Genomic DNA, 24517 nt, shown 5'->3' with positions numbered 1-24517 from the left:
AACTTCAGGGCGGCGACTCAGGCCGGCAGCTTGAGCACAAAACTGCCCGGATCATGGAAATCCGGCTGCGCCCCGGGATGTGCGACCGCCCAGTAGCTTTTATCGCCGTCCACCGTCTCAATTACCGCCGAAACCGCCGCCTCGAGCGCCTTTACCCGCCATTCAAAGGGAAGCACCAGTTCCGCCTCCAGCGCAAAATGGCTCGCTGAAGCATCAAGGCCGGTAACGGGCGGTGCCGGTAAGTCCAGCGGCGTCATCCCCTCGCGCACATCCGTAAAGCGATAGGCCGCCCAGCGATAGGAGGGCGAGAAATTGAACTCCTCATAGGCGCTCTCGCCCGGACGGCGCAGGAACAGTTCGAAACAGGTGGTCTGCCAGAGATCATCCGCGCGCGCCGCCTCGGCCGGGTCCGGGAGAGCCAGCCGCTCCTCGGCGATCTCGAGATGATAGCGCAGCTTTAGGCCGCTGGTTGTGCGTTCGATCGCGACGTTCAGGCTGATGTCGTTCGGAACAGGCCCATTGGGATGCGGCGACAACGCCAGGGTCTCGTGAGGCTCAGACGGAGTGAAGGATTGGGTCATCCTCTAACCATATAGCTTTCCCGTCATGCTGTCGAAGCCGTTCGGTGAGCGCGCCATCCAAAGATTTTTCCTGCCTTAGCGTGGCCCGATCCCTCTTGGCCCCACCGCGCCGCCGATGTAACCGTTCGCCCATGAACTATACGTCCGATCTTCTTCGCACGCTTGATGAGCGCGGCTACATCCACCAGTTGACCGACGCCGAAGGGCTTGACGCGCTGGCGAGCAAGGAGATTGTGCCGGGCTATATCGGCTTCGATGCGACCGGCCCCTCGCTCCATGTGGGCCATCTGGTTTCCATCATGATGCTGCGCCAGCTTCAACAGGCCGGGCACAAGCCCATCGTGATCATGGGCGGCGGGACCACCAAGGTGGGCGACCCCTCCGGCAAGGACGAGAGCAGGCAAATGCTCTCGGATGATCAGATTTCGGCCAACATCGCCTCGATCCGCGAGATTTTCGAACGCTTCCTCACTTTCGGTGATGGCCCTACCGATGCCGTGATGATCAACAATGACGATTGGCTGGGTCAGCTCGGCTATATCGAATTGCTGCGCGATGTCGGACCGCACTTCACCGTCAACCGCATGCTCACCTTCGATAGCGTGAAGCTGCGACTGGACCGGGAGCAGCCGCTCACCTTCCTCGAATTCAACTATATGATCCTGCAGGCCTATGATTTCCTTGAGCTGTCGCGCCGCCATGGCTGCCGCCTGCAGATGGGCGGATCGGACCAGTGGGGCAATATCGTCAACGGCATGGAGCTGACCCGGCGGATCGATGGGACGCAATTGTTTGGGCTGACGACGCCGCTCATCACCACCGCAGATGGCCGCAAGATGGGCAAGACGGCTAGCGGCGCCGTCTGGTTACGCTCCGACATGCTGAGCCCTTATGATTACTGGCAGTTCTGGCGCAACACGCAGGATGCCGATATCGGCCGCTTCCTGCGTTTGTTCACGGACCTTCCGCTGGACGAGATTGCGCGTCTGGAAGCGCTTGAGGGCGCGGAGTTGAACGAGGCCAAGAAGCGCCTGGCCGACGCGGCCACCGCCATGGCGCATGGGCAAGACGCTGCCGAAGCGGCGGCGGCCACCGCACAGGCGACGTTCGAAGGCGGCGGCGCTGGCGAAGACCTGCCGACCATCGCTATTACCGATCCGATCAGCATTCTGGACGCCTATTTGGAGCTCGGTCTTGTTGCCTCGAAGAAGGAAGCCCGGCGGCTGATCGACGGCGGCGGCGCGCGACTGGATGGCGAACCGGTTGATGATGTGAACCTCATGATCGAGCCTGGTGATAAGCCTCGGCGGCTGTCGGCGGGCAAGAAGAAGCACGGGCTCGTGACAAAAGGCTGACGGCGGCGGCGGTAAGACTCTGTTCGCTAAAACGCTTAAAGGCGGCTTTACTAGGCCGTTACACAGTCGATGCTCCGATGAGCGCCTCGACTGAAAGACACCATCAATGCCGAATGCCGCCCTCGACAATTTCGATCTCCGACAGGCCGCGCGCCACCGTGCGGATTTCAAGACGATTATGGAGAGGACCGCGGGGCGCGAGCATTTCTCGCACATTTGCAATATCTCGGCCAACGGCTTCATGATCGACGATGCCGAGGATTTGAGCCGGGGCGACCGGGTTTCGGTACGGCTTCCGGTCATTGGACGCATCGAAGCGCATTGCGTCTGGGCGGTTGATACGCGCGCGGGTTTTCAGTTGGAGCGCATTATCCGCATGCCGGATTTCATCGCGATGCTGGACGACCTTCAGAACCCTCGCTGAGGCGTTCATTCAGCCATCATCAGCCCGAGCGCAAAGTCCGGACCGCGCTGTCCCGCTCAAACAGATAGAGAGCAATTCGCGCCGCTTCTCCCCGCGCGCCTTCCAGCCCGCCGTCGCGCTCGATCAGCATGCGCGCATCGTCGCGGGCGTAGCCGATCAGCTCGCGCACCTGCTCCTCGCTCGCTACGGAAAAGCCTTCCTCGCCTGACTGGCGCGTGCCCATCAGTTCTCCTGCGCCGCGCAGCTTCAGATCCTCTTCCGCGATACGAAAGCCGTCATTGGTCTCGCGCATCAGCGCCAGCCGCGCGCGCGATGTCTCGCTGAGTTGCCCGGTGCGCAGCAGCAGGCAGGTGGATTTGGCGCTCCCCCTCCCGACCCGTCCGCGTAGCTGATGGAGCTGCGCCAGGCCGAAGCGGTCCGCGGCCTCAACGATCATCAGCGACGCGTTGGGCACATTCACTCCCACCTCGATCACCGTGGTCGCCACCAGAAGCGAAAGCGCGCCACTGGCGAAGCGCTCCATCACCGCGTCTTTTTCCGGGCCTTTCATGCGCCCATGGACTAGCCCGACCTTATCGCCGAAGCGCAGCCGCAGCATAGCCGCCCGCTCCTCGGCCGCTGCGAGATCGCTTGCATCGCTCTCCTCGACCAGCGGGCAGACCCAATAGGCCTGACCGCCGCTCTGGATATGGCGACCGATACCGTCCACCACCTGCGGCAGGCGCTCGTCCGAAACCACCACCGTCTCCACCGGGGTGCGCCCCGGCGGCAATTCGTCGAGCAGCGACACGTCCATCTCACCATAAAGCGCGAGCGTCAGGGTGCGGGGGATCGGCGTCGCCGTCATGGCCAGAAGATGCGGCGGCCGCTCCGCCTTCTGCGCTAGCAATAATCGCTGCGACACGCCGAAGCGGTGCTGCTCGTCGATCACGATGAGGCCAAGCGCCTTGTAGCGCACCGCCTCCTGAAAGATCGCATGCGTGCCGACCAGTATATCGATCGATCCGTCGGCAAGGCCCATCAGGGTAGATTCGCGCACGCGTCCTTTATCGCGACCCGTCAGAATTTCGATCTGTACCGGCAGCGACCGCGCGAGCTCCCGCAGACTTTCCAAGTGCTGGCGCGCGAGAATTTCCGTCGGAGCGAGCAGCGCGGCCTGCCGCCCCGCCTCCACCGCCCGGAGCATCGCGATCAGCGCCACCGCCGTCTTGCCCGAGCCGACATCGCCCTGCAGCAGCCGCAGCATCGGGCGTTCCTGCGCCAGATCGCCCTCGATCTCCCGCACCGAGCGCGCCTGCGCACCGGTCAATGCGAACGGCATTTTCAGCGCATCGACCAGGCGCCCGTCGCCCCGGATGGGATAGGTCTTCCGCCGGTCGCTGGCTGCACGGACCAACAGATAGGCCAGCTGATTGGCAAACAGCTCGTCGTAGGCAAGCCGCTGTCTGCCAGCCTCGCCATCCGGTCCATGGGCTGCGGCCAGCGCGTGTCGCCAGTCCGGCCAGTCGAACTTGGATTTCAGGCTGGGCTCTATCCATTCGGGCACCTGGGGCGCGCGCTGCATCGCAGTCGCCACCAGATCGCCCATGCGCCGGTTCGAGATGCCATCGGCCAGCGGATAGACAGGCTCCACCAGCGGCACCGCCCCACCCTCTTCCAGAACCTCCGGATGAATGATCTGGCGTTCCTGGCCATAGGCTTCCAGCTTGCCGGTGATCCGCCGCGTCTCGCCCACCGGAAGCTGTTTCTTCGCCCAACCCGAATTGCGACCGAAAAAGACCAGGCTGATTACATCGCCGCGCGTGTCCGCCGCGTGAATGCGCAAGGGGCTGCGCGCGCTGCCGCCGCTGCGATGATCTAACACGTTCACGGTTACGATCACCGTCTCGCCGATCTGCGCGTCGTCCAATCCTTCGATCGCGCGCCGATGCACGAAATAGCTCGGAAAATGAAAAAGCAGGTCCTTCACCCGCTCCAGCTTCAGGCGCGCGAGCGGCTTTGCCAGCGCGGCACCGATGCCCTTCAGGCTGGTCAATTCGGCGAACAGTGGATTGAGAATATCGGGCCGCATGATTATCTGGCCTCCTAACCGAACATGTCCGGGCTGAGTAGACCCGGTCCGCGTCTCATCCGCCAGCAGGAAACCAAGCCATGCCTCTCGACCGCGACGCCCGCGTCCGCCGCACGAAATTCCGCGCCTGGCACCGCGGCACGCGCGAGGCTGATTACATGATCGGCGGCTTTTTCGATCGCCATCATGAAAGCTTCACCGAAGCCGATTTCGAGTGGTTCGAACGGCTGCTGGAAGAACAGGATGTCGATATCATGGCCTGGGGCATCGGAACGCAGGCCGTGCCCAGCGCGTTCGATGGCCCGCTGATGGACAAGTTCCGGAAGCTCGACTTCATCGATATCCCGCGCTGATCGGTCCGTTACATTCTCTTCCACCGTTTGTGCTGAGCCTGTCGAAGCACTGCCCTTATCCGCAACGCCCCCCTAAGAAGACCGGCCCTTCAACAAGCTCGGGGCGAACGGAGTTTTTCGAACAGTCTGATGCCCGATCTTTCCAGGATAACGCAGGCTAAGCGCCCGCTCACGCTCAGTTCGGTTCCAGTCGGCTTTCTGCCATGGCTACTGGCCGATCTGGCGCGCGCTGCGAAGGGCCGCGCGGTCTACATCGCGCCGGAAGAAACGGAAATGCGCGCGGTGGCCGAGGCCGCGCAATATTTCGCGCCCGAGCTGGAGGTGCTGGAATTTCCGGCGTGGGATTGCCTTCCCTATGACCGCGCATCACCCTCGCTTCCCGTAACCTCGCGACGGATGGCAACGCTGGCTGCGCTGCAGGGCAAACCCAAATCGGCGCAGCTTCTGGTTACCACGGTCAATGCCGTCACGCAGCGCACGCTAACGCCCTTCCGCCTGCGCGAGCTGGGCGCAAGATTGCAGCCTGGCGCGGTCATCGAGCGCGAGAAGCTGTCTGAATTGCTTACAGCCAACGGATATGAGCGCACGGAAACTGTGGCCGATGCTGGCGAATATGCCGTGCGTGGCTCAATCGTGGATCTGTTTCCTGCGGGACGCGAACTGGCGCTTCGGCTTGATTTCTTCGGCGACGAGATCGAATCGGTGCGCGAATTCGATCCGGCGGACCAGCGCTCGGTAGGACGGGTGGATCATTTCGACCTGCTCCCCGCCGCTGAGGCTCTCCTGGACGAAGGATCAATCAAGCGCTTTCGCAGCCGTTATCGCGAGCGTTTTGGGGCCACCGCGACCGGCGATCCGCTTTATCAAGCGATCAGCGAGGGCCGCCGCCTGGCCGGCATGGATCATTGGCTGCCGATGCTGGAAGAACGGCTCGTTCCGCTGTTTGATCATCTGCAACCGCAGGACCTGATCGTTGCCGATGCCGGTGCGCCCGCCGCGGCGCAGCAGCGCTTCGATGCAATTCAGGATTACCAACAGAACCGGCAGCGCGCGCAATCGAGCGAGCCGGGCAGCTATCGTCCCTTGCCCGCCGATGCGCTCTATCTGACGCCCGACCAATGGACGAAGGAACAAGAAGAGCGGCCCGTCCACCAACTCAGCGGATTTGCCGAGCCGGAGAGTGACCGCGTGCTAGATTTCGGCGTCGCCGGATCGCGCGATTTCGCACCCGAGCGCGCCCAGAACGCCAATGTCTACGAAGCGGCGGTGAAGCATATCGATGCGCTGCGGAAGGACGGCAAGCGCGTGATTCTAGCCAGCTATTCGCGCGGCGCGCGGGAGCGGCTCACCGGTCTGATGAAGGACCACGGCCTCAAGAAGTCCAAGGCCGCCAAGAACTGGCAGGAAGCACAGGGAGCGGCAGCAGATGGCAGCGCCGCGCTCACCATCCTGCCGCTCGACAGCGGGTTCACGGGCCCTGACATCGCGGTCATCACCGAACAGGACATGCTCGGCGACCGGCTGGTCCGGCGGCGCAAGAAGCGCAAGAGCGCGGATGCTTTCCTTTCCGAAATCCAGGCGCTGGCGGTGGGTGACCTTATCGTTCACGCCGATCATGGCATCGGGCGCTATGAGGGACTGACCCAGATCGAGGTCGGTAAAAGCGCGCATGACTGCGTTTCGCTGAGCTATGCGGGCGGCGACAAGCTGTTCGTGCCGGTCGAGAATATCGACGTACTCTCGCGCTACGGCGCCGATCATGAAGGCGCTTCGCTCGACAAGCTGGGCGGCGAGGCGTGGCAACGGCGCAAGGCGCGGATGAAGGAGCGCATCCGCGAAATTGCGGGTGAGCTTATGAAAACCGCTGCAGCCCGCGCGCTGAAGCCCGGCGAAGTCGCCGAGGTGGAAGACAGCAGCTACGCCAGCTTCGTCGATCGTTTTCCGTACGAGGAAACCGAAGATCAGGACCGCGTGATCGGCGAGGTTGTCGAAGATCTTCAGGCAGGTAAGCCGATGGATCGCCTCGTCTGCGGCGATGTCGGCTTCGGCAAGACCGAGGTGGCGATGCGCGCGGCCTTCGTCGCGGCGATGAGCGGGATGCAGGTGGCGGTGGTGGCACCGACCACGCTGCTCGCACGCCAGCACTACACCAATTTCGTCGAACGTTTCCGCGGTTTCCCGCTGGAAGTCGGCCGCCTCTCGCGCCTTGTACCATCGGCCGAGGCCACGAAAACACGCGAAGGGCTGAAAGACGGCACGATTGACGTCGTCATCGGCACCCATGCGATCCTCGCCAAATCGGTGGATTTCAAGCGTCTCGGCCTCGTCATCGTCGATGAAGAACAGCGTTTCGGCGTGACCCACAAGGAACGGCTGAAGGCGCTGAAAACCGACGTCCATATGCTGACCCTCACTGCCACGCCCATTCCGCGCACGCTGCAGATGGCGATGTCTGGCCTTCGCGAACTATCGGTAATCCAGACCCCGCCGGTCGATCGCCTGGCGGTCCGCACCTATGTGATGCCTTGGGACCCGGTGGTTATGCGCGAGGCCTTGCTGCGCGAACATTATCGCGGCGGCCAGAGCTTCTTCGTTGTCCCGCGCATCGCGGACCTCACCGACATCGAGGAATTCCTGCGCGAGGAGGTGCCCGAGGTGAAGGCCGTCGTCGCGCACGGGCAGATGTCCGCCGGCGATGTCGAGGAGCGCATGACCGCCTTCTACGACAAGCGTTACGACGTGCTGCTGTCCACCACGATCGTGGAGAGCGGGCTCGATATCCCCAGCGCCAACACGCTGATCGTCCACCGCGCGGACCGCTTCGGCCTTGCCCAGCTCTATCAGCTTCGCGGCCGCGTCGGTCGTTCCAAGACGCGCGCTTATGCTTATCTGACAACGCCTGAAGGCCGGGTGCTGACCGAGACGGCGGAGAAGCGCCTGAAGGTCCTGTCAGACCTCGATAGCCTGGGTGCGGGCTTCCAGCTCGCCAGCCACGATCTCGACATTCGCGGCGCGGGCAACCTCGTTGGCGACGAACAGTCCGGCCACATCAAGGAAGTGGGCTTCGAACTCTACCAGTCGATGCTCGAAGAGGCGATCATTGCCGCGAAAGCCGGCGACATGGGTATGGATGCCCCGTCCGAGAAGTTCAGCCCGCAGATCACCGTCGATGCGCCGATCTCCATTCCGGATTTCTACGTGCCGGACCTTTCCTTGCGCATGGGTCTCTATCGCCGGATCAACGAGATCGATCAGGTGGACGCCATCGAAGGCTTCGCCGCCGAACTGATCGACCGCTTCGGCGATCTGCCCGACGCGACAGAGAACCTGCTCACCCTGATGCGGGTGAAGCTGAATGCGCTGACGGCCCAGGTCGCGAAGATCGAAATCGGTCCGCGCGGCGCGCTGGTCAGCTTCCACAACGACAGCCCGCCGGACGTGCCGGCGCTGATGCGTTATGTGGAGCGGCTGGGCGAAGTGGCGAAGCTGCGGCCCGACAGTAAGCTCGTCATCAATCGCGTGTGGCGCGATCCGAAAAGCCGCCTCCACGGCGCGCTGCAGCTGTCACGCGGTCTCGCCAAAATGGCGCAAGGCAAAGGCTGATCCGTCGCAGCCAGAGCCGTTCATGCTGATCATGTCGGGCGCGTTTCTCCGCGCTGGGCAGTGCTGAGAGCGAAGGGCGATCGGCTCAGCGCCTAGCGAAGTCTTAGCGAGCCCTTAACGGTTCGCGGCCAGCGCAAATTCGCGAAAGGCGTCCGCCTCCAAAGCGCCTGCGCGGAGGAAGCCTTGCCAATAATCGCATCCTTCGTGAGCGATCAGATCGCGCTGGCCTTCGCTCTCGATCCCTTCCGCGATCACTTCGAGCCCGAGCGCCTTTGCCATCGCGATGATGGCGCGCACGACGATCCTGTCCCGCTCGGAGCCTTGAAGCTCCCCTGTCATGCGTTTGTCGAGCTTCAGATAGTCGAGCGGAAGCGCGCTGAGATAGGCGAGCGAGCTGTATCCGGTGCCGAAATCGTCAAGCGCGATCCGCAGCCCCTCGGCACGCAGACGTCCGAACTGCTGCCCTGCTGCTTCCAGATCGTCGATCAGTGCACTTTCGGTGATCTCAACGGTCAGGCAGTCCTTGCGAAAACCGTGGTCTGCCAGATATCCCAGCAGCCGATCCGCCATGTCCGGACTTGCCAAATCCTGCGCGGTGACATTGATCGACAACCGCAGGTCCTGAAGCGCCCCGCCCCAGCTTGCCGCCAGATCGATTGCCCGCTCCTGGATGTGCCGCGACAGCGCCAGAACGAAATCGCTGCGCGCGGCGGCGGCGAACAGCGCCTCACCGCCAAGCGTGCCGAACTCCGGATGTTGCCAGCGCGCCAAGGCCTCCGCACCTGTCATGCGCCCGTCGTGCAACGCGAATTGCGGCTGAAACAGGATAGCGATCTCGCCCCGGTCCAGCGCATGGCGCATGTGGCGGCCCAGCGTCTCGTCCATCATCGCTTCATCAAGGCGCCCTGCCTCGGATTGGACGATAGTGCGGGTATCGGCCCGCATCGCTTCTTCCAGCGCCATGCGGGCACGTCGCATATAGGCAGCGCCATCTTCCGCGTCATGCTTTTCCGCAATGCCGATCCGGGGGCTCAAGTGTATTGCGCTGCCCTCGATTTCGACGGGGCGGTGGAGCTCGGCCACCAGCTGGCGGGCGACAAGCGGCGCCGACGCGGCGGCATCCAGCGCAATGAGAAACTCCGCGCCGCCGGTACGCGCGGCAAAGGGCGGACGCCCCTCGATCACGCGGAGGAAGCGGCGAATACGCTCGCCAACGTCGGCCAATGCGCGGTCGCCGCCATCCCGGCCATGGGAGACGTTGACGTTGCGAAAGCCGGCCAGTCCGATCAGCAGCATCGCGCCCGGCAGAACGGCATGCTCCAGCCGCAACCGCGCGGCCTTGCCTGTCGCCAGCCCGGTGATCCAGTCCCGCTGATCGTCGTGCGCTGCCTTATGTTCGCGCCTGTCGTTCATCGCGTTCAACCCTTGCCCCGCACCATCGCGCCCCCTAGCACGGTTCCCTAAGCGCGGGACCGTTAAATTCCTGTCATCTCGACCTTGAGGGTCTGGCGCTGCAATGAACGTTTTTCTTGAGGCATCGGCATGATCGAAGGCACCGCGCTGCTCGCCAGCCCCACCCGGATGGCCCGCGAGGCGCGCGAAGAATTGCTCGGCCGCTATGAATTCGTGGACCTGGAAGATGCCACGCGCGTCGTGGTGCTGGGCGGTGACGGCTATATGTTGCAGGTGCTGCACCAGATGCTCGAAAATGGCCGCTTGAAACCCGTGTTCGGCATGAACCGCGGCACGGTGGGTTTCCTGCTCAACAGCTGGCGCTCGGATGACCTGTCGGACCGTCTGGCGAAAGCAAAAAGCTTCTCCGTCGCGCCGCTACGGATGAGCGTGACAACTGCCAGCGGCGAGACTCGTGTTCTGCCCGCCATCAACGAGGTGTCGCTGCTTCGCGAGACGCGCCAGACTGCCAAGATCGAAGTGCGCATCGATGACCGCGTGACGATTGACGAGATGGTCTGTGATGGTGTGCTGGTTGCAACGCCAGCAGGATCGACCGCCTATAATATGTCAGCGAACGGCCCGATCCTGCCGCTCGGCTCCGCCATGCTGGCCCTGACGCCGATCAGCCCGTTCCGTCCGCGCCGATGGAAGGGCGCCATCCTGCCGGACCGCAGCCGCATCAGTTTCCGTATCCTGAATGCCGACAAGCGCCCGGTATCGGCCGTTGCGGATCAACGTGAAGTGCGGGATATTACCCGCGTGGATATCGAAATCGATCGCAGCCGGCAGCTTACGCTGCTGTTCGATCCGGAACATGCGCTTGATGAGCGGATCGCGATGGAACAGTTCGCCACCTGAACGGCGGCGTACACCCTGTTAAAGCCCGCGGCGGTCGCCCTTTCCGTCAAGCTGAATAGTCGGTGGGGCAAGCCCGTCAAATCCGTCACGCCCCTTGTCTTGGGCATCGATAGCCACGCCATCGCGCGCGGCAGGATAGCGTCGCGGCGAGTCAGCAATCTCGACGATGGCCGACAGGGCACCTTGCCCTTCAGCCCAGCGCAACGCTGCCGCTTCCGCCGTAACGTCGTTCACATATTCGCCGCGATGCCGCGCGCAAACGGAAAGGAGACCGTGAATCAGTTCACAGTTCCATCCAAACCGGTTTGGCCCGATAGGAATCAACCGAATACGAGCCTCAGCCTCCAGCGCCCGCTCGCCTTCCTCCAAACGTTTGACTTTCATGGCAATTCCCCTCCCAGCAGGCCTGTCACCACAAGCCACTATTGGCAAGGGCGGACGGCAGGTCAAGGATGGCCGAGCCGAATTGGTCAGGTTTGAGCGAAAGCACCGTTCTGGGACGGCATGCACTGATATCAGTGCTGAAAAGTGGCTCCCCGAGTTGGATTCGAACCAACGGCCGCTCGATTAACAGTCGAGAGCTCTACCGCTGAGCTATCGGGGAGCAGCCCCGGTCCCCCGGGGCAGGCCGCGCCTATAGCAGCGGCTTTTTGGGAATGGCAAGCCTTGTGTCGCGCTATTTTTTTCCCGCAATCCGATAAGGCTGTAATCGTCCGCGGAGACGGCTCACAAATGCAGCCTGGGGCCCACTGTCGCAATCGTTCGCGGCATGGGGCCCCATCCGTTTCACCTTCTTCCCGGCCTGCCGTGCGGCCCTAAAGCTGCCCGTGGCAATGCTTGTACTTGCGGCCCGAACCGCAAGGGCACGGCGCGTTACGGCTGATGTTGGGATTGTTGGTCAGCCCCTCCATATCCGCTTCAGCCGTTTGCTGCGGCGGCAGTGTGTCCACCAGACCGCGCGTGCCTGCATCGGTATCGTTGGTATCGTCCATACCGGTCAGCGGATCGATATGGGTGGTCAGGAAGTCCGGCAGGTCCGGCAATTCTGCCATAGGCATCGGTGCCTGCGCACGGAATTCGCTGGTCGCAAGGGTGCGGGTCACATCTTCGCGAATCTGATCGAGCATGCGTTGGAACAGCGCGAAGCTCTCCTGCTTATACTCGTTCAGCGGCGTTTTCTGCGCATAGGCGCGCAGGAATACCACCTGGCGCAGCGCATCGAGCGTGGAGAGATGCTCTTTCCAGTGATGATCGAGCGACTGGAGCAGAATGCTTTTTTCCACATCGCGCCACATCGATTCGTCGATGCCCTGGATTTTCTCGTCGATCTTCTGGACGGTACGCTCGACCAGTCGGTCGGCCACCATCTCCGGCTCGATCGCGTCTTCTTCCAGCCAGGCGTCGATCGGCGGTTCCTCACCCAGAAGCTGCGCGGTCTTCTCCTTCAGGCCCGGAATATCCCATTGCTCGGGATAGGTGCCGGGCGGGCAGTGATCGTTCACGATCGCGTGGATCGCGTCCACGCGCATATGCTCCACCACCTCTTCGACGGTGTCGGAATCCATGATGTCCGCGCGCTGTTCGTAGATCACCTTGCGCTGATCGTTCATGACGTTGTCATACTCGACGACCTGCTTGCGCGCTTCGTAGTTACGCGCCTCGACCTTCTTCTGCGCGGTTTCGATCGCTTTGGACAGCCACTTACCGCCGATCGCCTCGCCATCTTCCAGGCTGGAATTCATCATCCGTGCGAATAGTGATTCGCTGCCGAAGATACGCAGCAGATCGTCTTCCAGGCAGAGGTAGAAGCGCGACAGGCCGGGATCGCCCTGACGGCCGGAGCGCCCGCGCAGCTGGTTGTCGATGCGGCGGCTTTCGTGACGCTCCGTACCGAGCACGAACAGGCCCCCGGCTTCCAACACCTTTGCCTTTTCCGCGGCGATTTCCTGCTTGATGCGCGCGATTTCCTCGTCGCGGCGCGGGCCTTCCTCGATATCCGCAAGCTCTTCCTCGACGCGGAATTCCAGGTTGCCGCCGAGCTGAATATCGGTGCCGCGCCCGGCCATGTTGGTGGCGATGGTAACCGCACCGAGCCGCCCCGCCTGGGCCACGATATGGGCCTCGCTCTCATGCATGCGCGCGTTCAGCACATTGTGCTTCACTCCCTCGCGCTTCAGGAACTCGCTGAGCAGCTCGGACTTTTCGATCGATACCGTGCCCACCAGCACCGGCTGGCCGGTATCATATTTCTCTTTGATCGCCGCCGCGATGGCAGCGAACTTGTCGTTCGTGTTCTTGTAGAACTGGTCGTCCTCATCGATCCGTTGCACCGGCAGGTTGGTCGGCATCTCGGCGACGTTGAGTTTATAAATCTCGTAGAATTCCGCCGCCTCGGTGGCCGCAGTACCCGTCATGCCGGAAAGCTTGGGATACATCCGGAAATAGTTCTGAAACGTGATGGTCGCCATCGTCTGGTTCTCGGGCTTCACATCGACGCCCTCCTTGGCCTCCACCGCTTGGTGCAGGCCGTCGGACCAGCGGCGCCCGTCCATCATGCGGCCGGTGAACTCATCGATAATGACGACCTTGCCGTCCTTGACGATATAGTCGGTATCGCGCTTGAACATGAGGTGCGCGCGCATGGCGTTTTCGAGATGGTGGACCACCAGCGTGTTCTCGAAATCATACAGGTTCGTGCCCTCGAGGAGGCCAGCCTCCTCAAGCAGCCGCTCGACCTTCTCCGTGCCGTCTTCGGTCAGCAGCACCTTCTTGGACTTTTCATCCTTTTCGTAATCTTCTTCGTCCAGCCGCGGAATGATCGCGTTGACGGCGGCATAAAGTTCGGACCGGTCGTCGGTAGGTCCGGAGATGATCAGCGGGGTCCGCGCCTCGTCGATCAGGATCGAATCGACCTCGTCGACGATCGCGAAATTGAACGGCCGCTGGACCATGTCCGCGCGGTCATATTTCATATTGTCGCGCAGATAATCGAACCCCAGCTCGTTGTTCGTCGCGTAAGTGATGTCGCTATTATAGGCGTCGCGGCGCTGCTGCTGATCCAGATCGGGGACGATGATGCCGGTCGACAGGCCGAGGAAGCCGTACAGCTGCCCCATCCACTCCGCGTCGCGGCGGGCGAGATAATCGTTCACCGTGACCACATGGACGCCCTTGCCGTCCAGGGCGTTGAGATAGGCGGCTAAGGTTGCGACCAGCGTCTTGCCCTCACCGGTGCGCATCTCTGCAATCTCGCCGCGGTGAAGCACCACGCCGCCCACCATCTGCACATCGAAATGCCGCATGCCGAAGACGCGCTTCGATGCCTCACGCACCGTGGCAAAGGCTTCGGGAAGGATGTCGTCCAGCGTTTCGCCGGCCTCCAGCCGCTCCTTGAAGCGAGCGGTCTGCGCTTTCAGATCCTCGTCGGAGAGGTTCATGATCTCCGGTTCGAAACCGTTAATCTTGTCGACGATTTTGTAGATGGATTTGACGTAGCGTTCGTTGGACGAACCGAAAATCGATTTGGCAATGGCGCCGAGCATAGGATGATCCCGTTGAGCTATGATGGCCGGTCCGGCGCATCGGCACCGGGCTTTACGGCAAAAGATGGTAAGAAATGCGCGCATCGCAACCGGATGCGCCAGGACGGGTGCACCCGTCCGGAAGGTCAGCGCGTCAGGGCTTGCCCGTAAAATGGGCGTGGCGATCGCCCGTGCCCCAGCGCAAAGGAAGCGCAGCCGCGTAACCGAAGCTTCGTATAAGGGAGAAGCCGCCGCGAACATCATCCGCATGTTCGGCGACCGAAGCGGGAATGGCGGATGCGCCGATCCGCTCGGCAGAAAGAGCGGTCAGGACGTTGCCGGCGCGGCTTTCGGCTGCAACATCGCCGCTGTCCGCTTCGGCGGAAGCAGCCGCCCGCAAGGTCTGCGCGTCCAGCGGCACACCCATCAGGGCGTGCGCCAGTAGCAGCATCAGACTTGCAAAGGTAAACTTCATCGATAGACCCGCGCGGGAACGTTCCTTGGGCGTCTCCTATCAAAAACAGACCGAAAGGCAACTGGCCCTTGGCGCTCCCCCCTTCCCCCCTCGCCCCTTCGAGCTTTCCCGAACTGCCCGCTATCGCCGGTGTGACATTGCGCACGGCCCGTGCCGGCTATACCCGCCGACAGCGTTTCGACATGACCTATGCGGAGCTGAGCGAAGGCACGACCGTCGCCGGTGTGTTCACGAAAAGCCGCTGCCCGTCCTACGAAGTGCAACTGGGCAAGGAGACCGCGCTGCTCGGCCATGCGCGGGCGCTGATCGTGAATGCGGGTAACAGCAACGCCTTCACCGGGATGAGCGGCCGTGAAGCGGTGGAGACGATCATCGCGCGCGTGGCCCATCATCTCGGCTGCCAGCCGTCGGATGTGTTCGTCTCCTCCACCGGCGTCATCGGCGTGCCGCTGCCGATCGACAAGGCGGAGGCGGGGCTTGCAGAGGTGTTCACCGCCCAGCCCTGCGGTTGGGTAGACGCGGCAACTGCAATCGGCACCACCGATACCTTTCCCAAGGGCGCAAGCGCATCGGCGGTCGTCGGCGACGCTACCGTACAGCTTGCCGGGATCGTGAAGGGATCGGGCATGATCGCGCCCGATATGGCAACGATGCTGGGCTATATCTTTACCGACGCGGCGATCGAGGCCCCCTTCCTGAAGGAAATGCTCGACCGGGCGAACGGGCGCACATTCAATGCCATCACCGTGGACGGCGATACTTCCACCAGCGACACCGTCCTCGTTTTCGCAACCGGGAAGACAGGTGGCCCGGCGCTGTCGGATTGGGACGATGACGGCGCGGACGCTTTCTACGCCGCGCTGGAAGAGGTCTGCCGCAGCCTGGCCCATCAGGTCGTGCGCGATGGCGAGGGCGCGCAAAAATTCATCGAAATAACGGTGACCGGCGCGGAAAGCGATGAAAGCGCGCGGCGCATCGGTCTGTCGATCGCCAACTCACCGCTCGTCAAGACGGCGATCGCGGGTGAAGACGCCAATTGGGGCCGGGTGGTCATGGCGGTCGGCAAAGCGGGCGAGCCTGCCGAGCGCGATCTGCTTTCCATCCGCTTCGGCGCGACCGAGGTGGCCGCCAAGGGCATGGTCGTCCAAGGCTATGACGAGGCACCGGTGGCGGAACATCTGAAGGGCCAGGACGTCGCCATCGGCGTCGATATCGGACTCGGCGAAGGCAGCGCCACCGTGTGGACCTGCGATCTGACGCACGGCTATATCAGCATCAACGCCGATTACCGGAGCTGATGAGGACAAGCGGCATGCACGACCTGTACGAACCCGTCGCAGCCATCATGCGCGAGTGCGGCGAAACCATCATCCTGACCCGCTTCCGCGATCTCTCCGACGACCAGATCGAGGAAAAGAGCCCCGGCGATCTCGTCACCGTGGCGGACCGCGAGAGCGAACGCTTCCTCACCGACAGGCTAAGCGAGCTTCTGCCCGACGCCGCAATCCTGGGTGAAGAGGCGACGGCGGCGGATCCTTCGGTGATGGACCGCATTCATGAGCCGGTCTGCTGGGTGATCGATCCGATCGACGGCACCAGCAATTTCGCCGCGGGCCGATCGCCCTTCGGCATCCTGATCGCGCTGGTGCGCGGCGGAGAGACGGAAGCCGGGTGGATCTATGATCCGGTGTCGAAGCGTCTGTGCCACGCCCATCGCGGGGCTGGCGCATGGATCAACGGCGATCCGCTGCATTCGAAAGGAAGCGGCAAGGACAAGCCCGTCATCGCGCTCTACACCAGCTTCATGGAAGGCGAAGAACGTATTCGCGTCGACGCCGCGGCGGCGGCCCATTTCGAGATCGTGCCCCCGCCGATGTGCGCGGCCGAGCAATATCCGATGCTCGCCACCGGCCAGCACGACATCACGATCTATCGCCGCTCGCTTCCATGGGATCATGCCGCTGGCGCGCTGTTTCTGAACGAGGCGGGCGGCACGGTCGCACGTTTCGATGGCACGGCCTACCGACCCGATCAGACGGAGATGACCGGCATGCTTGCCGCCGCGACGCCGGATCTGTGGGATGAGGCGGCGCGCGTCCTCCTGTAGCGCCCCTAAGGGATCGTCGCTACGCGCGCATTTCAATACCCAAGGCCGAAAGGGCTGAGCCTGTCGAAGCCCGCTTCTCGAAAGCGCACGAGCGCCCAGCCGAGAAACGTCCTTCGACAGGCTCAGGACTTACGGTCTCCAGCAGACGTGGCGCTTAGAGCGCGCCTTCAAGCCAGCTCTTGATCTGCGCCTTGGGCGCGGCACCAACCTTTGTTTCGACCGGCTGACCATCCTTGAAAAGAATCATCGTCGGGATGCCGCGAACGCCATATTTGCCGGGCGTGTTGGGGTGATCGTCGATGTTGAGCTTGGCGATCGTAACGCCGTCCAGCTCTTCGCTGATCTCTTCCAGCGATGGGCCGATCATCTTGCACGGTCCGCACCATTCGGCCCAGAAATCGACGAGCACGGGCCCGTCAGCCTTCAAAACGTCCTGTTCGAAATTGTCGTCGCCAACTGCCTTGGTGGCCATGATCATTACTCCTTGAATGGGTTGTTTCGAAGGTAGAAACGCGCAGCGGTCCGCACAAGTTTCGCTGGCGATATGAAAGCTTGGGCAGGCTCAAGCCGGGCTGTGTTCGGCAAGCTGCGCCGGACCGAGCTCGATCAAGGTTGGCCCGTGCGAGTAAAGCAATGCCGTTTCCACTGGGCGATCGGGGAAAATGGTGCCCAGCGCGGCGGCATAGCGGGCCATCTGCCGCTTATAGGCCGTGGGCACCGCATCCGCGCTTCCCGGAATCGCAGCGCCCGTCTTGAAATCGATCACCAGAATGCGCTCCGGCTCTATCAGAAGCCGGTCAACCGTACCCGCGATCACGCTTTCGCCGACAACCGCGGCGATCGGCGCTTCGGCCAGTGCGGTGGGCGCAAAGATGGCGGACCAGCGCGGATCGTCCAGCACGCGGGCCACGCTTTCGTAAATCTCGCTGCGCTGTCCCTCCTCCAGATCCGGCGCACGGCGGGCGAGCCAGGCCAGCGCCAGTTCGTGGCGCCGGTCCGGATCGGCGCTGGGAAGATGCTCGAACAGTCCGTGCAGCAACCGCCCGCGCTCCGCTGCGGCCCGGCGCTTCGGATCTGGCGGCGCGGCGGCGGCATCGTCCTCTCCGCTGCCAGATGGCGCAAGCGGGCGCGGCGGACGGCTTTCTTCCGGTGCAGGACTATGCAGCCAGGCGGGCAAGGGCGTGGACGGCAGATCGTCCGTTGCAGACGGCCCTTTCTCCTTGGCGACATCGCTACCCGCGAAGCGCCGTACCGCACCCCAATCGGCATCCTCTTCCCATTCCAGTCCCATGCCGTCCATCGCGCGGTCGAGCGCGGCGTACCAGCTATGCTCGGGCACATCCTTGGCGCGCACCCCCAGTGAGCCAGCAAGCACCAGCCGCTCTTCCGCCCGCGTCAGCGCCACGTAAAGAAGCCGCCAATGCTCCTCCAGGTCACGCGCTTCGGCCATCGCAGCCGCTTCCGCCAGCCGCCCTGCCCGCTCCTCCTTTCGCAGCGCCAGAACCGGTAGATCGGCATCGTCGAGGCGCAAATCGAAGCTGCGATCGGGTGTCTTCGTGGGATCCGCGGTCGTATCCGCCAGGATCACAAGCGGCGCCTGCAGTCCCTTGGAGCCATGCACCGTCATCACGCGGACCTCACCGCTCACCCCGGCCTGTTCGCGCTTCACATCGACATCGCCGCGATCGAACCAATCGAGGAAGCCCTGAAGAGAAGCGTGATGGTTAGCCTCGAACAGAAAGGCGGCGTTGATCAGCTCCCCGATCGGATCGAGCGCCTCGCGCCCCAGGCGAGCAACGAGGCGGCGGCGACCATCGATCGGGCCGGAAAGAATGTTTTCAAGAAATTCGTGCGGCGTTCCGAAATCCGCCCGCGCCAGAAGATCGCGTAGCGGCGCGATCCCGTCCGTCAGCTCCGCCTGTTCGCGCAGATGGCGCCAGAGCGTCCGGCCCCGCGCCCCCGGCCCGCGCCAACCATAACGGAGCAGATCGTCCTGGCTCCACCCGATCAGCGGCGATACCAGCAATTCGGCGAGGTTGAGATCGTCTTCCGGCTGCACAGCGAAACGGATCGCCGCAAGCAGGTCTTTCACCGCCAATGGCTGACCAAGGCGCAGGCGATCGACGCCCGCCACCGGCACACCCTCCGCATAGAGCCGGGCGACCAAGAGAGACGCCAGCTCGGAGCGCCGCCGCACCAAAATCATGATATCGCCGGGCGCCAGCTTCTTGCCGGTGGTGGCGAGAACCGGTGCCTCTTTCAACCACTGCTTGATCTGCGCCGCCAGCTTGCGCGCATAGGCCAGCTTTTCTTCGGCCAGCCAGCTCTCCTCATCCTCCTCGGACTGCCAGTCGTCGACGGGGCGAACGGGCCGCAGCAACAGAACCTCCCCCACATCGGGCTTCACCCCGATATGCGGAGCGACCGGCGACTCCAGACCAAAAGCTTGATGCCCGCGCTCACCAACCAGTGCATCGACTAGCTTCAGGATCGGTTCGGTCGAACGGAAGCTGGTGGCGAGGTCCAGCCGCGCCAGCTCGCGCGGCTCGTCGCGATTGGGATCGGTGGCAAGCTGCTCGATCCGTTGATGAAGCCGCTCGCGCGCGTCGCGATATTGCTCCGGATCGGTGCCCTGAAACCCGAAGATCGCCTGCTTGAAATCGCCCACGGTGAACACCGTGCGGAGCCGACCGCCCTGCGCGCCGACGCCGGTAAAGAAATCCTCGGTTACCGCCTCGATGATGTCCCACTGGGCGCGGTTGGTGTCCTGCGCCTCGTCCACCAGCACATGATCGATGCGCGCATCCAGTTTGAAGCGGATCCATTCGCCGATGCCCGGCTGGGCAAGCAGGCGTGCCGCGCGGCGGATAAGATCGTCAAAATCGACGACAGCGCGGCGACGCTTGGCCAGCGCATAGGCATCCGAATAGGCCCGTCCCGCCGCCAGTGCGCCAGCATAAAGGGCGGCAAAGCGGGCAAGGCCGACCTGCGCCTGCAAATGCCCGCACCAGTCCAGCATCGCTTGCGCGTCTTCGGCATAACCTTCTGCCTTGGGCGCGCGCTTCGTCAGTTCGCCTTTCTGGGTGGCCCATACGCTGTTGAGATCGGCCAGACTGGCCGCGCGGTCTGCCGCGTCAAGCGCCATCCAGGCATTGATTTTGGCGACATTCTCCGCGCCCGTCTTTGCCTTCCAATCGGCATTGTGCGCACGAATGCTGCGCAGCAAATTCTGATCGACGGCGGCACATTGGTTGGCAAGCCAGGCTTCCGGATCGCCCTCGATCTCGACCCCCGCGATGCGGCGCGCAAAGACTTCCGCGCCCTCCAGGCTGTCGGGAACCAGCGCCATCGCATCGGGCGCGGATGCACAGCGGATGAGGAAGCTCTCCGCCCCCTGTTCACCAAGCCGCAGGCTCAGCTGCTGGATCGCATCGATCAGCCAGGCGCGCCCCTCACCCGCCGCGTCGGACACCAGATCGGCCAGCACCTGACGGCGCAGCTGCAACTGATCGCGTTCTTCCAGCGGTGCGAAGCCCGGCACCAGACCGGCCTCTGCCGGAAAGGCGGCGAGCAGGGTCTGGCAGAAGCTGTGGATCGTCTGGATACGCAGGCCCCCGCCCGGCGCGTCGAGCACCTTGGCGAACAGCCGCCGCGCGCGCTCTTGATCCTCGGGGCCGAAGGCGGCGCCGATGGCTTTGAGGTCCGCGGCGAGCGGCTCGGGCTTCATCCGCACCCACGCGGCAAGGCGTGCATTGATGCGGTTCGCCATCTCCGCCGCACCCGCCTTGGTAAAGGTGAGGCAGAGCAGGTTCTCGGGAGCAGATCCTGCCAGCAGCAATCGGAACACGCGCGCGGTGAGCACCTGCGTCTTGCCGGTGCCCGCCGATGCGCTCAGCCAGACATCGCGGTCCGGTGCCACCGCCTCGCGCTGATTGCCGCGCAGTGGATGGAGTAGGCCGTCCGTCACGAAGCGCCCTTTCCATACCATTCGTCGAGACGCATCAGATGGTCGTAATCGCCATAAGGCGAATATTCCGGGTGCAACATCGCGGTGAAGGGCGCATCGCCGGTGAGCCACGTCTGGATTGCTTCGTGCACATGATGGGCGGCATGTGCGACGAAATCATCTGCCGCGATCGCATCATCGCCGCGGCCGCCGATTGGCGTGTCGATATAGCCAAGCTCGCCCTTGCGCGCGCCGTTCGGGGCCTTGCCCAGCGACCAATATTCAAAGCCGCCTGCATGGCCGGACAGGCCCTCCACTCCGCCGCGCTCGACGATCAGGCCGGTCAGGCCCAGTTGGAGCGCATAACCCGCGCGCACCTGCGATTTGCCGGGTGGCTTGCCGGTCTTGTAATCGACGATCACCAGCGATCCGTCGGCGCAGCGATCGATCCGGTCGACCCGCCCCTTCAGCGTCACGCCTTCATAATCGATCCGGCCCTGCTTCTCGATCGCGGCGATCACGCGGCCCTCCTGGTCGCGCAGCCGCACGGTTTCTTCGGCAATCCAGTCGATGGCCTGCAGCAGACGCGGCTCCCACAAGGCCCGCATCAGAGGATGAGCCCCCTGGCTGCCGAGTAGCGCGACGGCGCGTTCGTGCAGCTTGGCGGGATCGCAGCCATCCTCCTTGGCCCACAGCTCCAGGATGTCATGCACCGCCGTGCCGCGCCAGGCGGGTGTCGGGTCTGCATCGACCGGATCGAGGCGTCGCAGCCCCAGAATGCGGCCCGCGTAGAAAGCGAACGGGTCCGCCTTCAGTCGGTCAAGATCGGTGATGTTGAGCGCCACGCGCCGCTGGTCGGCAGACGGGCGCGGTTCGGGACGCTCGGCGGGAATGACGGTCTCCGGCGCATCGATTGCCGCGGCGAGCGCCAGGGCCCGCTCATCCGATCGCAGATTGCTGCCCGCCATCGCCTGCAATCGGAGCAGGAAGCGGGAAGCGACGCCCGGCCCGCCCCGATCCCGCCGCGCGCGGCTCAGCACGACTTCGGGCGCGCCCATCAAGCCGGCAAGATCATGCGCGGCCAGCCCGATCGAGCGTTCCAGCGCGGGCAGGCCCAGTTCGCGCCGGATCCGCGGTGCAAGCCATGGGTCGGGCTGCGGCAGCGTGGGCCAAGTGCCCTCGTTCAACCCGCCGCAGATGACGAGGTCCGCCTGCTGCAAACGCGCTTCCAGCAAACCGTAGATGGCAACGCGCGGATGGCCCCCATAGGCCGGGCGTACCGCAATGTCGGCCAGCAGGGTTTCGATCCAGGCCGGCAATTCTTCGGCCTCGGCAAGATCAGGACCGAACGCGGCACCGGCTTCCAGATCGGTCGAAAGTTCGGCCAGCATCCGGCCCTCTCGGCCGCGCCACACGCGATCTCCCGCGAGTGCTTCGCTCACAATGCGCAAGGCTTCCAAGGCCGCGTTTACCGAGCGACCCGCCTGCCGCAGAGGAGCGAGCTGCGGCGCCAGTTCGGACCACCAGCCTTTCAGCTGTTTCCACTTCCCCGTATCCAGCCGACGCTCTTCGTCATCGGCTATCCGGCGGTCTATCCGTTCAGCGATGCCGCCCAGCCCGCCCGCCGATCGCGGGCCGCGCAGCAGCAAATCGAGCGTCCGGACGCGGTCCAGCCAGGCGAGCCGCTGGGCCTCGTCCGCATTGCGCACGAGCGGATGCTTCAGCAGCGTGAGCAGCGCCACGGGCGCGAAATCCTGCGCTGCAGCCTCAGCCAACGCCAGCATTAGCGTTCCCACCGGTTGTTCGGACAAGGGCCGCCCGGCGCTATCGTCCGCCTCGATCCCCCAACGCTTGAGATGGACTGCGACCCGCCGTGCAAGTTCGCGATCGGGCGTGGCGAGCGCTGCCCGCTTGCCCGGTTCTTCCAGCGCCTCGCGGATCAGGATCGCAATCGCCTGCGCTTCGGCTGCGCTGTCGGGCGCTTCGAGCACGCGTACACCCGCCAAGCTACGGCGCTCGGATGGTAGATCGCGCCATTTCCCGGTCGCTTCAGGGGGTGCAAAGGCGTTGCTGATAGCATGGGCCCGGCGCGGCGACGCATCGCTCTCGCCCGAGCGCACCCAGCGCATCACCTCATCGCGGGCGATACCCATGCGATCGAGCAGAAGTTTCAGGTGGAATTGTGGATGGGTTTCCAGCGAAGGTTCGGGTGTCAGCCCTTCCTCACGCGGGGCATGGGGGCCGATTTCCGCCCATTCCTCATCCGGCATGGCGATATCCAGATCGGGCAGCACTACCTGCCCGCGCTCCAGCTCCGCCACCGCGCGAAGAAGCCCTGCGACAGCCGGAGCCGCAGTGGTGACGCCTGCGGCAACCACGAAGCCGGGCGGCGGGCTTTCGCGCCAGCGTGCGGCGACACCGTCCAGCAGGCGATTGCGCCGGTCGGCAACGTCGATGCGCCCAATGGAGCTAAGATGCCTCTGCCAATCGCCTGCCACATCGGCGAACAACTTCAGCGAGCGGCGGTAATGATCGGCCAACTCTTCGGCGAGCGGCAGGGCGTCTAGCGCAGCTGGCTCCTTCCGCTCGATCACCAGCTGATCGAGCGCGCGGGCGAATTGGTCCGCAAGACGCAGCGCTTCGGGCGCGCTCACTCGCTCGTCATCGATGCGCATGCGCCGCTGGACGATGCGCGCGACCGCGAGCTTGCGTGTCAGCGGATCGACCGCGGGCGGCACATCTGCGCCGACCGGATCCAGCGCCAGCCCAAGCGACTCGCCGATATCGAGGTCTCCCACCGGCACCATACGCGGCAGCAGCAGGCCAGGCGCGGCGCGGCGAACGAACGCATCGGTAATGGCCCGCGCGGCGCGGTTGTTGGGCACCAGCACCATGCCGCCGGAAAGCCCGCGCTCTGCCTCGGCGAAACGGTCCAGCATTCCGGCCGCCAGGGCGTCGGCGAAACCGCGATGCGCCGGAATGGTGTAAACGGCTGGCTTGGCCCTGCTGCCCATCGGCCCTTCGATCAGCCCCGCTCAGCCATTGGCAAACCAGGCTTCGGTCGGTTTGATGGCGGCGGGCGTGCCGATGTCGAACCACTCGCCGTCAAAGATGCTGCCGTAAAGACGGCCCGCCTCGATCGCCCTGTCCCAGAAGCGGTTGGTGCTGAATGCCTCACCGTCCGGGCCTTCGACCAGGGATTTCGCCATCAACTGGACGCCGGTGAAGATGAACGGCGCGACCTTGCGCTCCATTCGCCGCGAAATGCGTCCTGCACCGTCGAGGTGAAAATCCCCGCTGCCGCCATGGTGGTGCGCCCGTGCGTGCGGCACGAGCAACAGTAGCGCGTCCATGCGCTCACCGTCCCATTCCTCGGCCAGCTGAACAAGCGCCGAGCGCGGCCCATCAACCCAGATATTGTCGCTGTTCACGCAGTAAAAAGGATCGGACGCGATCTTCGGTAGTGCTTTGACGAGGCCGCCGCCGGTTTCCAGTAGCTTCTCTCGTTCGTCCGAGACCGTATAGTCCATGCCGAACGGAGCCGTCTGGACATGGCCCTCTAGCGCGTCGGCGAGATAATGGACGTTGACCACCACATGCGAGACGCCTGCCCTGGCCAGATGCTCCAGCGTATGATCGATCAGCGGCCGCCCGGCAACGCGCACCAGCGGTTTCGGCGTGCTGGCGGTTAGCGGGCGCATCCGCTTTCCCAGGCCCGCAGCCATCACCATCGCGCCTGTTACCTTTTGGGAGGCTTCGCTTGCCATC

17 protein-coding genes and 1 tRNA gene are annotated in these 24517 nt (G+C 63.8%); 7 read left to right on the top strand and 11 right to left on the bottom strand.

Annotated elements, in window-relative coordinates; genetic code table 11:
• Positions 1-17 precede the first annotated feature (17 nt).
• Positions 18-581, bottom strand: coding sequence for a DOMON-like domain-containing protein (locus tag H7X45_RS02985; RefSeq protein WP_187336077.1), 564 nt, complete (start codon positions 579-581; stop codon positions 18-20).
• Between the two features lie 131 nt (positions 582-712).
• On the opposite strand from H7X45_RS02985, the gene tyrS reads away from it, so the two are divergent.
• Together tyrS and H7X45_RS02975 are read left to right on the top strand one after the other, a co-directional pair.
• Complete coding sequence (gene tyrS / locus H7X45_RS02980) at positions 713-1936, top strand: tyrosine--tRNA ligase (RefSeq protein WP_187336076.1); 1224 nt, start codon at positions 713-715, stop codon at positions 1934-1936.
• 106 nt (positions 1937-2042) lie between these two features.
• Positions 2043-2360 carry a PilZ domain-containing protein gene (locus H7X45_RS02975; RefSeq protein WP_187336075.1) on the top strand — a complete coding sequence of 106 codons (318 nt, stop codon included), beginning with the start codon at positions 2043-2045 and terminating at the stop codon, positions 2358-2360.
• A gap of 19 nt (positions 2361-2379) precedes the next feature.
• Here the strand turns inward: H7X45_RS02975 and recG are convergent, their stop codons facing one another.
• Positions 2380-4431, bottom strand: a complete 2052-nt coding sequence (gene recG, locus H7X45_RS02970) for an ATP-dependent DNA helicase RecG (RefSeq protein ID WP_187336074.1) — start codon at positions 4429-4431, stop codon at positions 2380-2382.
• An 80-nt stretch (positions 4432-4511) separates the two neighbouring features.
• Between recG and H7X45_RS02965 the strand changes: the two genes are divergently transcribed.
• Together H7X45_RS02965 and mfd are read left to right on the top strand one after the other, a co-directional pair.
• On the top strand, positions 4512-4784 hold the full coding sequence (locus H7X45_RS02965; RefSeq protein WP_187336073.1) for an FAD assembly factor SdhE: 273 nt from the start codon (positions 4512-4514) through the stop codon (positions 4782-4784).
• A gap of 129 nt (positions 4785-4913) precedes the next feature.
• Positions 4914-8387 carry a transcription-repair coupling factor gene (gene mfd / locus H7X45_RS02960; protein WP_187336072.1) on the top strand — a complete coding sequence of 1158 codons (3474 nt, stop codon included), beginning with the start codon at positions 4914-4916 and terminating at the stop codon, positions 8385-8387.
• A gap of 114 nt (positions 8388-8501) precedes the next feature.
• Here the strand turns inward: mfd and H7X45_RS02955 are convergent, their stop codons facing one another.
• Positions 8502-9800: a putative bifunctional diguanylate cyclase/phosphodiesterase gene (locus tag H7X45_RS02955; RefSeq protein WP_187336071.1), complete on the bottom strand. Its 1299-nt coding sequence runs from the start codon at positions 9798-9800 to the stop codon at positions 8502-8504.
• Positions 9801-9929: 129 nt separating this feature from the next.
• Here H7X45_RS02955 and H7X45_RS02950 point away from each other — a divergent pair, with 129 nt between their 5' ends.
• The gene (locus H7X45_RS02950; protein ID WP_187336070.1) at positions 9930-10700 is read left to right on the top strand and encodes an NAD kinase; all 771 of its coding nucleotides are present in this window, start codon (positions 9930-9932) and stop codon (positions 10698-10700) included.
• Between the two features lie 18 nt (positions 10701-10718).
• On the opposite strand, the gene H7X45_RS02945 is transcribed toward H7X45_RS02950, so the two are convergent.
• The 4 genes from H7X45_RS02945 to H7X45_RS02930 form a co-directional block, all read right to left on the bottom strand.
• The gene (locus H7X45_RS02945) at positions 10719-11084 is read right to left on the bottom strand and encodes a hypothetical protein (RefSeq protein WP_187336069.1); all 366 of its coding nucleotides are present in this window, start codon (positions 11082-11084) and stop codon (positions 10719-10721) included.
• Between the two features lie 145 nt (positions 11085-11229).
• Positions 11230-11304 (bottom strand) — tRNA-Asn (locus tag H7X45_RS02940).
• A gap of 211 nt (positions 11305-11515) precedes the next feature.
• Complete coding sequence (gene secA, locus H7X45_RS02935) at positions 11516-14242, bottom strand: preprotein translocase subunit SecA (protein WP_187336068.1); 2727 nt, start codon at positions 14240-14242, stop codon at positions 11516-11518.
• 133 nt (positions 14243-14375) lie between these two features.
• Positions 14376-14696 carry a hypothetical protein gene (locus H7X45_RS02930; RefSeq protein ID WP_187336067.1) on the bottom strand — a complete coding sequence of 107 codons (321 nt, stop codon included), beginning with the start codon at positions 14694-14696 and terminating at the stop codon, positions 14376-14378.
• 68 nt (positions 14697-14764) lie between these two features.
• Here H7X45_RS02930 and argJ point away from each other — a divergent pair, with 68 nt between their 5' ends.
• Together argJ and H7X45_RS02920 are read left to right on the top strand one after the other, a co-directional pair.
• The gene (gene argJ, locus H7X45_RS02925; RefSeq protein ID WP_187336066.1) at positions 14765-15994 is read left to right on the top strand and encodes a bifunctional glutamate N-acetyltransferase/amino-acid acetyltransferase ArgJ; all 1230 of its coding nucleotides are present in this window, start codon (positions 14765-14767) and stop codon (positions 15992-15994) included.
• 14 nt (positions 15995-16008) lie between these two features.
• Positions 16009-16803 (top strand): inositol monophosphatase family protein, encoded by a 795-nt coding sequence (locus H7X45_RS02920; RefSeq protein ID WP_187336065.1) that lies wholly within the window; start codon positions 16009-16011, stop codon positions 16801-16803.
• Positions 16804-16957: 154 nt separating this feature from the next.
• Here the strand turns inward: H7X45_RS02920 and trxA are convergent, their stop codons facing one another.
• From trxA to H7X45_RS02900, 4 genes are all read right to left on the bottom strand, one after another.
• Positions 16958-17275, bottom strand: a complete 318-nt coding sequence (gene trxA / locus H7X45_RS02915; RefSeq protein WP_187336064.1) for a thioredoxin — start codon at positions 17273-17275, stop codon at positions 16958-16960.
• A 90-nt stretch (positions 17276-17365) separates the two neighbouring features.
• The gene (gene addA / locus H7X45_RS02910) at positions 17366-20770 is read right to left on the bottom strand and encodes a double-strand break repair helicase AddA (protein ID WP_246449604.1); all 3405 of its coding nucleotides are present in this window, start codon (positions 20768-20770) and stop codon (positions 17366-17368) included.
• Entirely contained in the window at positions 20767-23763 is a 2997-nt protein-coding gene (addB, locus tag H7X45_RS02905) for a double-strand break repair protein AddB (RefSeq protein WP_187336062.1), read from the bottom strand. The genes addA and addB overlap by 4 nt, the downstream gene beginning before the upstream one ends.
• 21 nt (positions 23764-23784) lie before the next feature.
• Positions 23785-24516: a nucleotidyltransferase family protein gene (locus H7X45_RS02900; protein WP_246449602.1), complete on the bottom strand. Its 732-nt coding sequence runs from the start codon at positions 24514-24516 to the stop codon at positions 23785-23787.
• Position 24517: the final 1 nt, after the last annotated feature.

The organism is Novosphingopyxis iocasae, from assembly GCF_014334095.1.
Lineage (GTDB): Bacteria > Pseudomonadota > Alphaproteobacteria > Sphingomonadales > Sphingomonadaceae > Novosphingopyxis > Novosphingopyxis iocasae.
The sequence above is the reverse complement of the archived record's forward strand: the minus strand, read 5'-3'. Positions and strand labels throughout refer to the sequence as shown.

Bases quoted from the DNA above. Each gene is read 5' to 3' on its own strand.
- H7X45_RS02945 (WP_187336069.1), bottom strand. From the start codon at position 11,084: ATGAAAGTCAAACGTTTGGAGGAAGGCGAGCGGGCGCTGGAGGCTGAG.
- H7X45_RS02900 (WP_246449602.1), bottom strand. From the start codon at position 24,516: ATGGCAAGCGAAGCCTCCCAAAAGGTAACAGGCGCGATGGTGATGGCT.
- H7X45_RS02975 (WP_187336075.1), top strand. From the start codon at position 2,043: ATGCCGAATGCCGCCCTCGACAATTTCGATCTCCGACAGGCCGCGCGC.
- recG (WP_187336074.1), bottom strand. From the start codon at position 4,431: ATGCGGCCCGATATTCTCAATCCACTGTTCGCCGAATTGACCAGCCTG.
- secA (WP_187336068.1), bottom strand. From the start codon at position 14,242: ATGCTCGGCGCCATTGCCAAATCGATTTTCGGTTCGTCCAACGAACGC.
- H7X45_RS02950 (WP_187336070.1), top strand. From the start codon at position 9,930: ATGATCGAAGGCACCGCGCTGCTCGCCAGCCCCACCCGGATGGCCCGC.
- tyrS (WP_187336076.1), top strand. From the start codon at position 713: ATGAACTATACGTCCGATCTTCTTCGCACGCTTGATGAGCGCGGCTAC.
- H7X45_RS02985 (WP_187336077.1), bottom strand. From the start codon at position 581: ATGACCCAATCCTTCACTCCGTCTGAGCCTCACGAGACCCTGGCGTTG.
- H7X45_RS02930 (WP_187336067.1), bottom strand. From the start codon at position 14,696: ATGAAGTTTACCTTTGCAAGTCTGATGCTGCTACTGGCGCACGCCCTG.
- trxA (WP_187336064.1), bottom strand. From the start codon at position 17,275: ATGGCCACCAAGGCAGTTGGCGACGACAATTTCGAACAGGACGTTTTG.
- H7X45_RS02965 (WP_187336073.1), top strand. From the start codon at position 4,512: ATGCCTCTCGACCGCGACGCCCGCGTCCGCCGCACGAAATTCCGCGCC.
- H7X45_RS02955 (WP_187336071.1), bottom strand. From the start codon at position 9,800: ATGAACGACAGGCGCGAACATAAGGCAGCGCACGACGATCAGCGGGAC.
- H7X45_RS02920 (WP_187336065.1), top strand. From the start codon at position 16,009: ATGCACGACCTGTACGAACCCGTCGCAGCCATCATGCGCGAGTGCGGC.
- addB (WP_187336062.1), bottom strand. From the start codon at position 23,763: ATGGGCAGCAGGGCCAAGCCAGCCGTTTACACCATTCCGGCGCATCGC.
- mfd (WP_187336072.1), top strand. From the start codon at position 4,914: ATGCCCGATCTTTCCAGGATAACGCAGGCTAAGCGCCCGCTCACGCTC.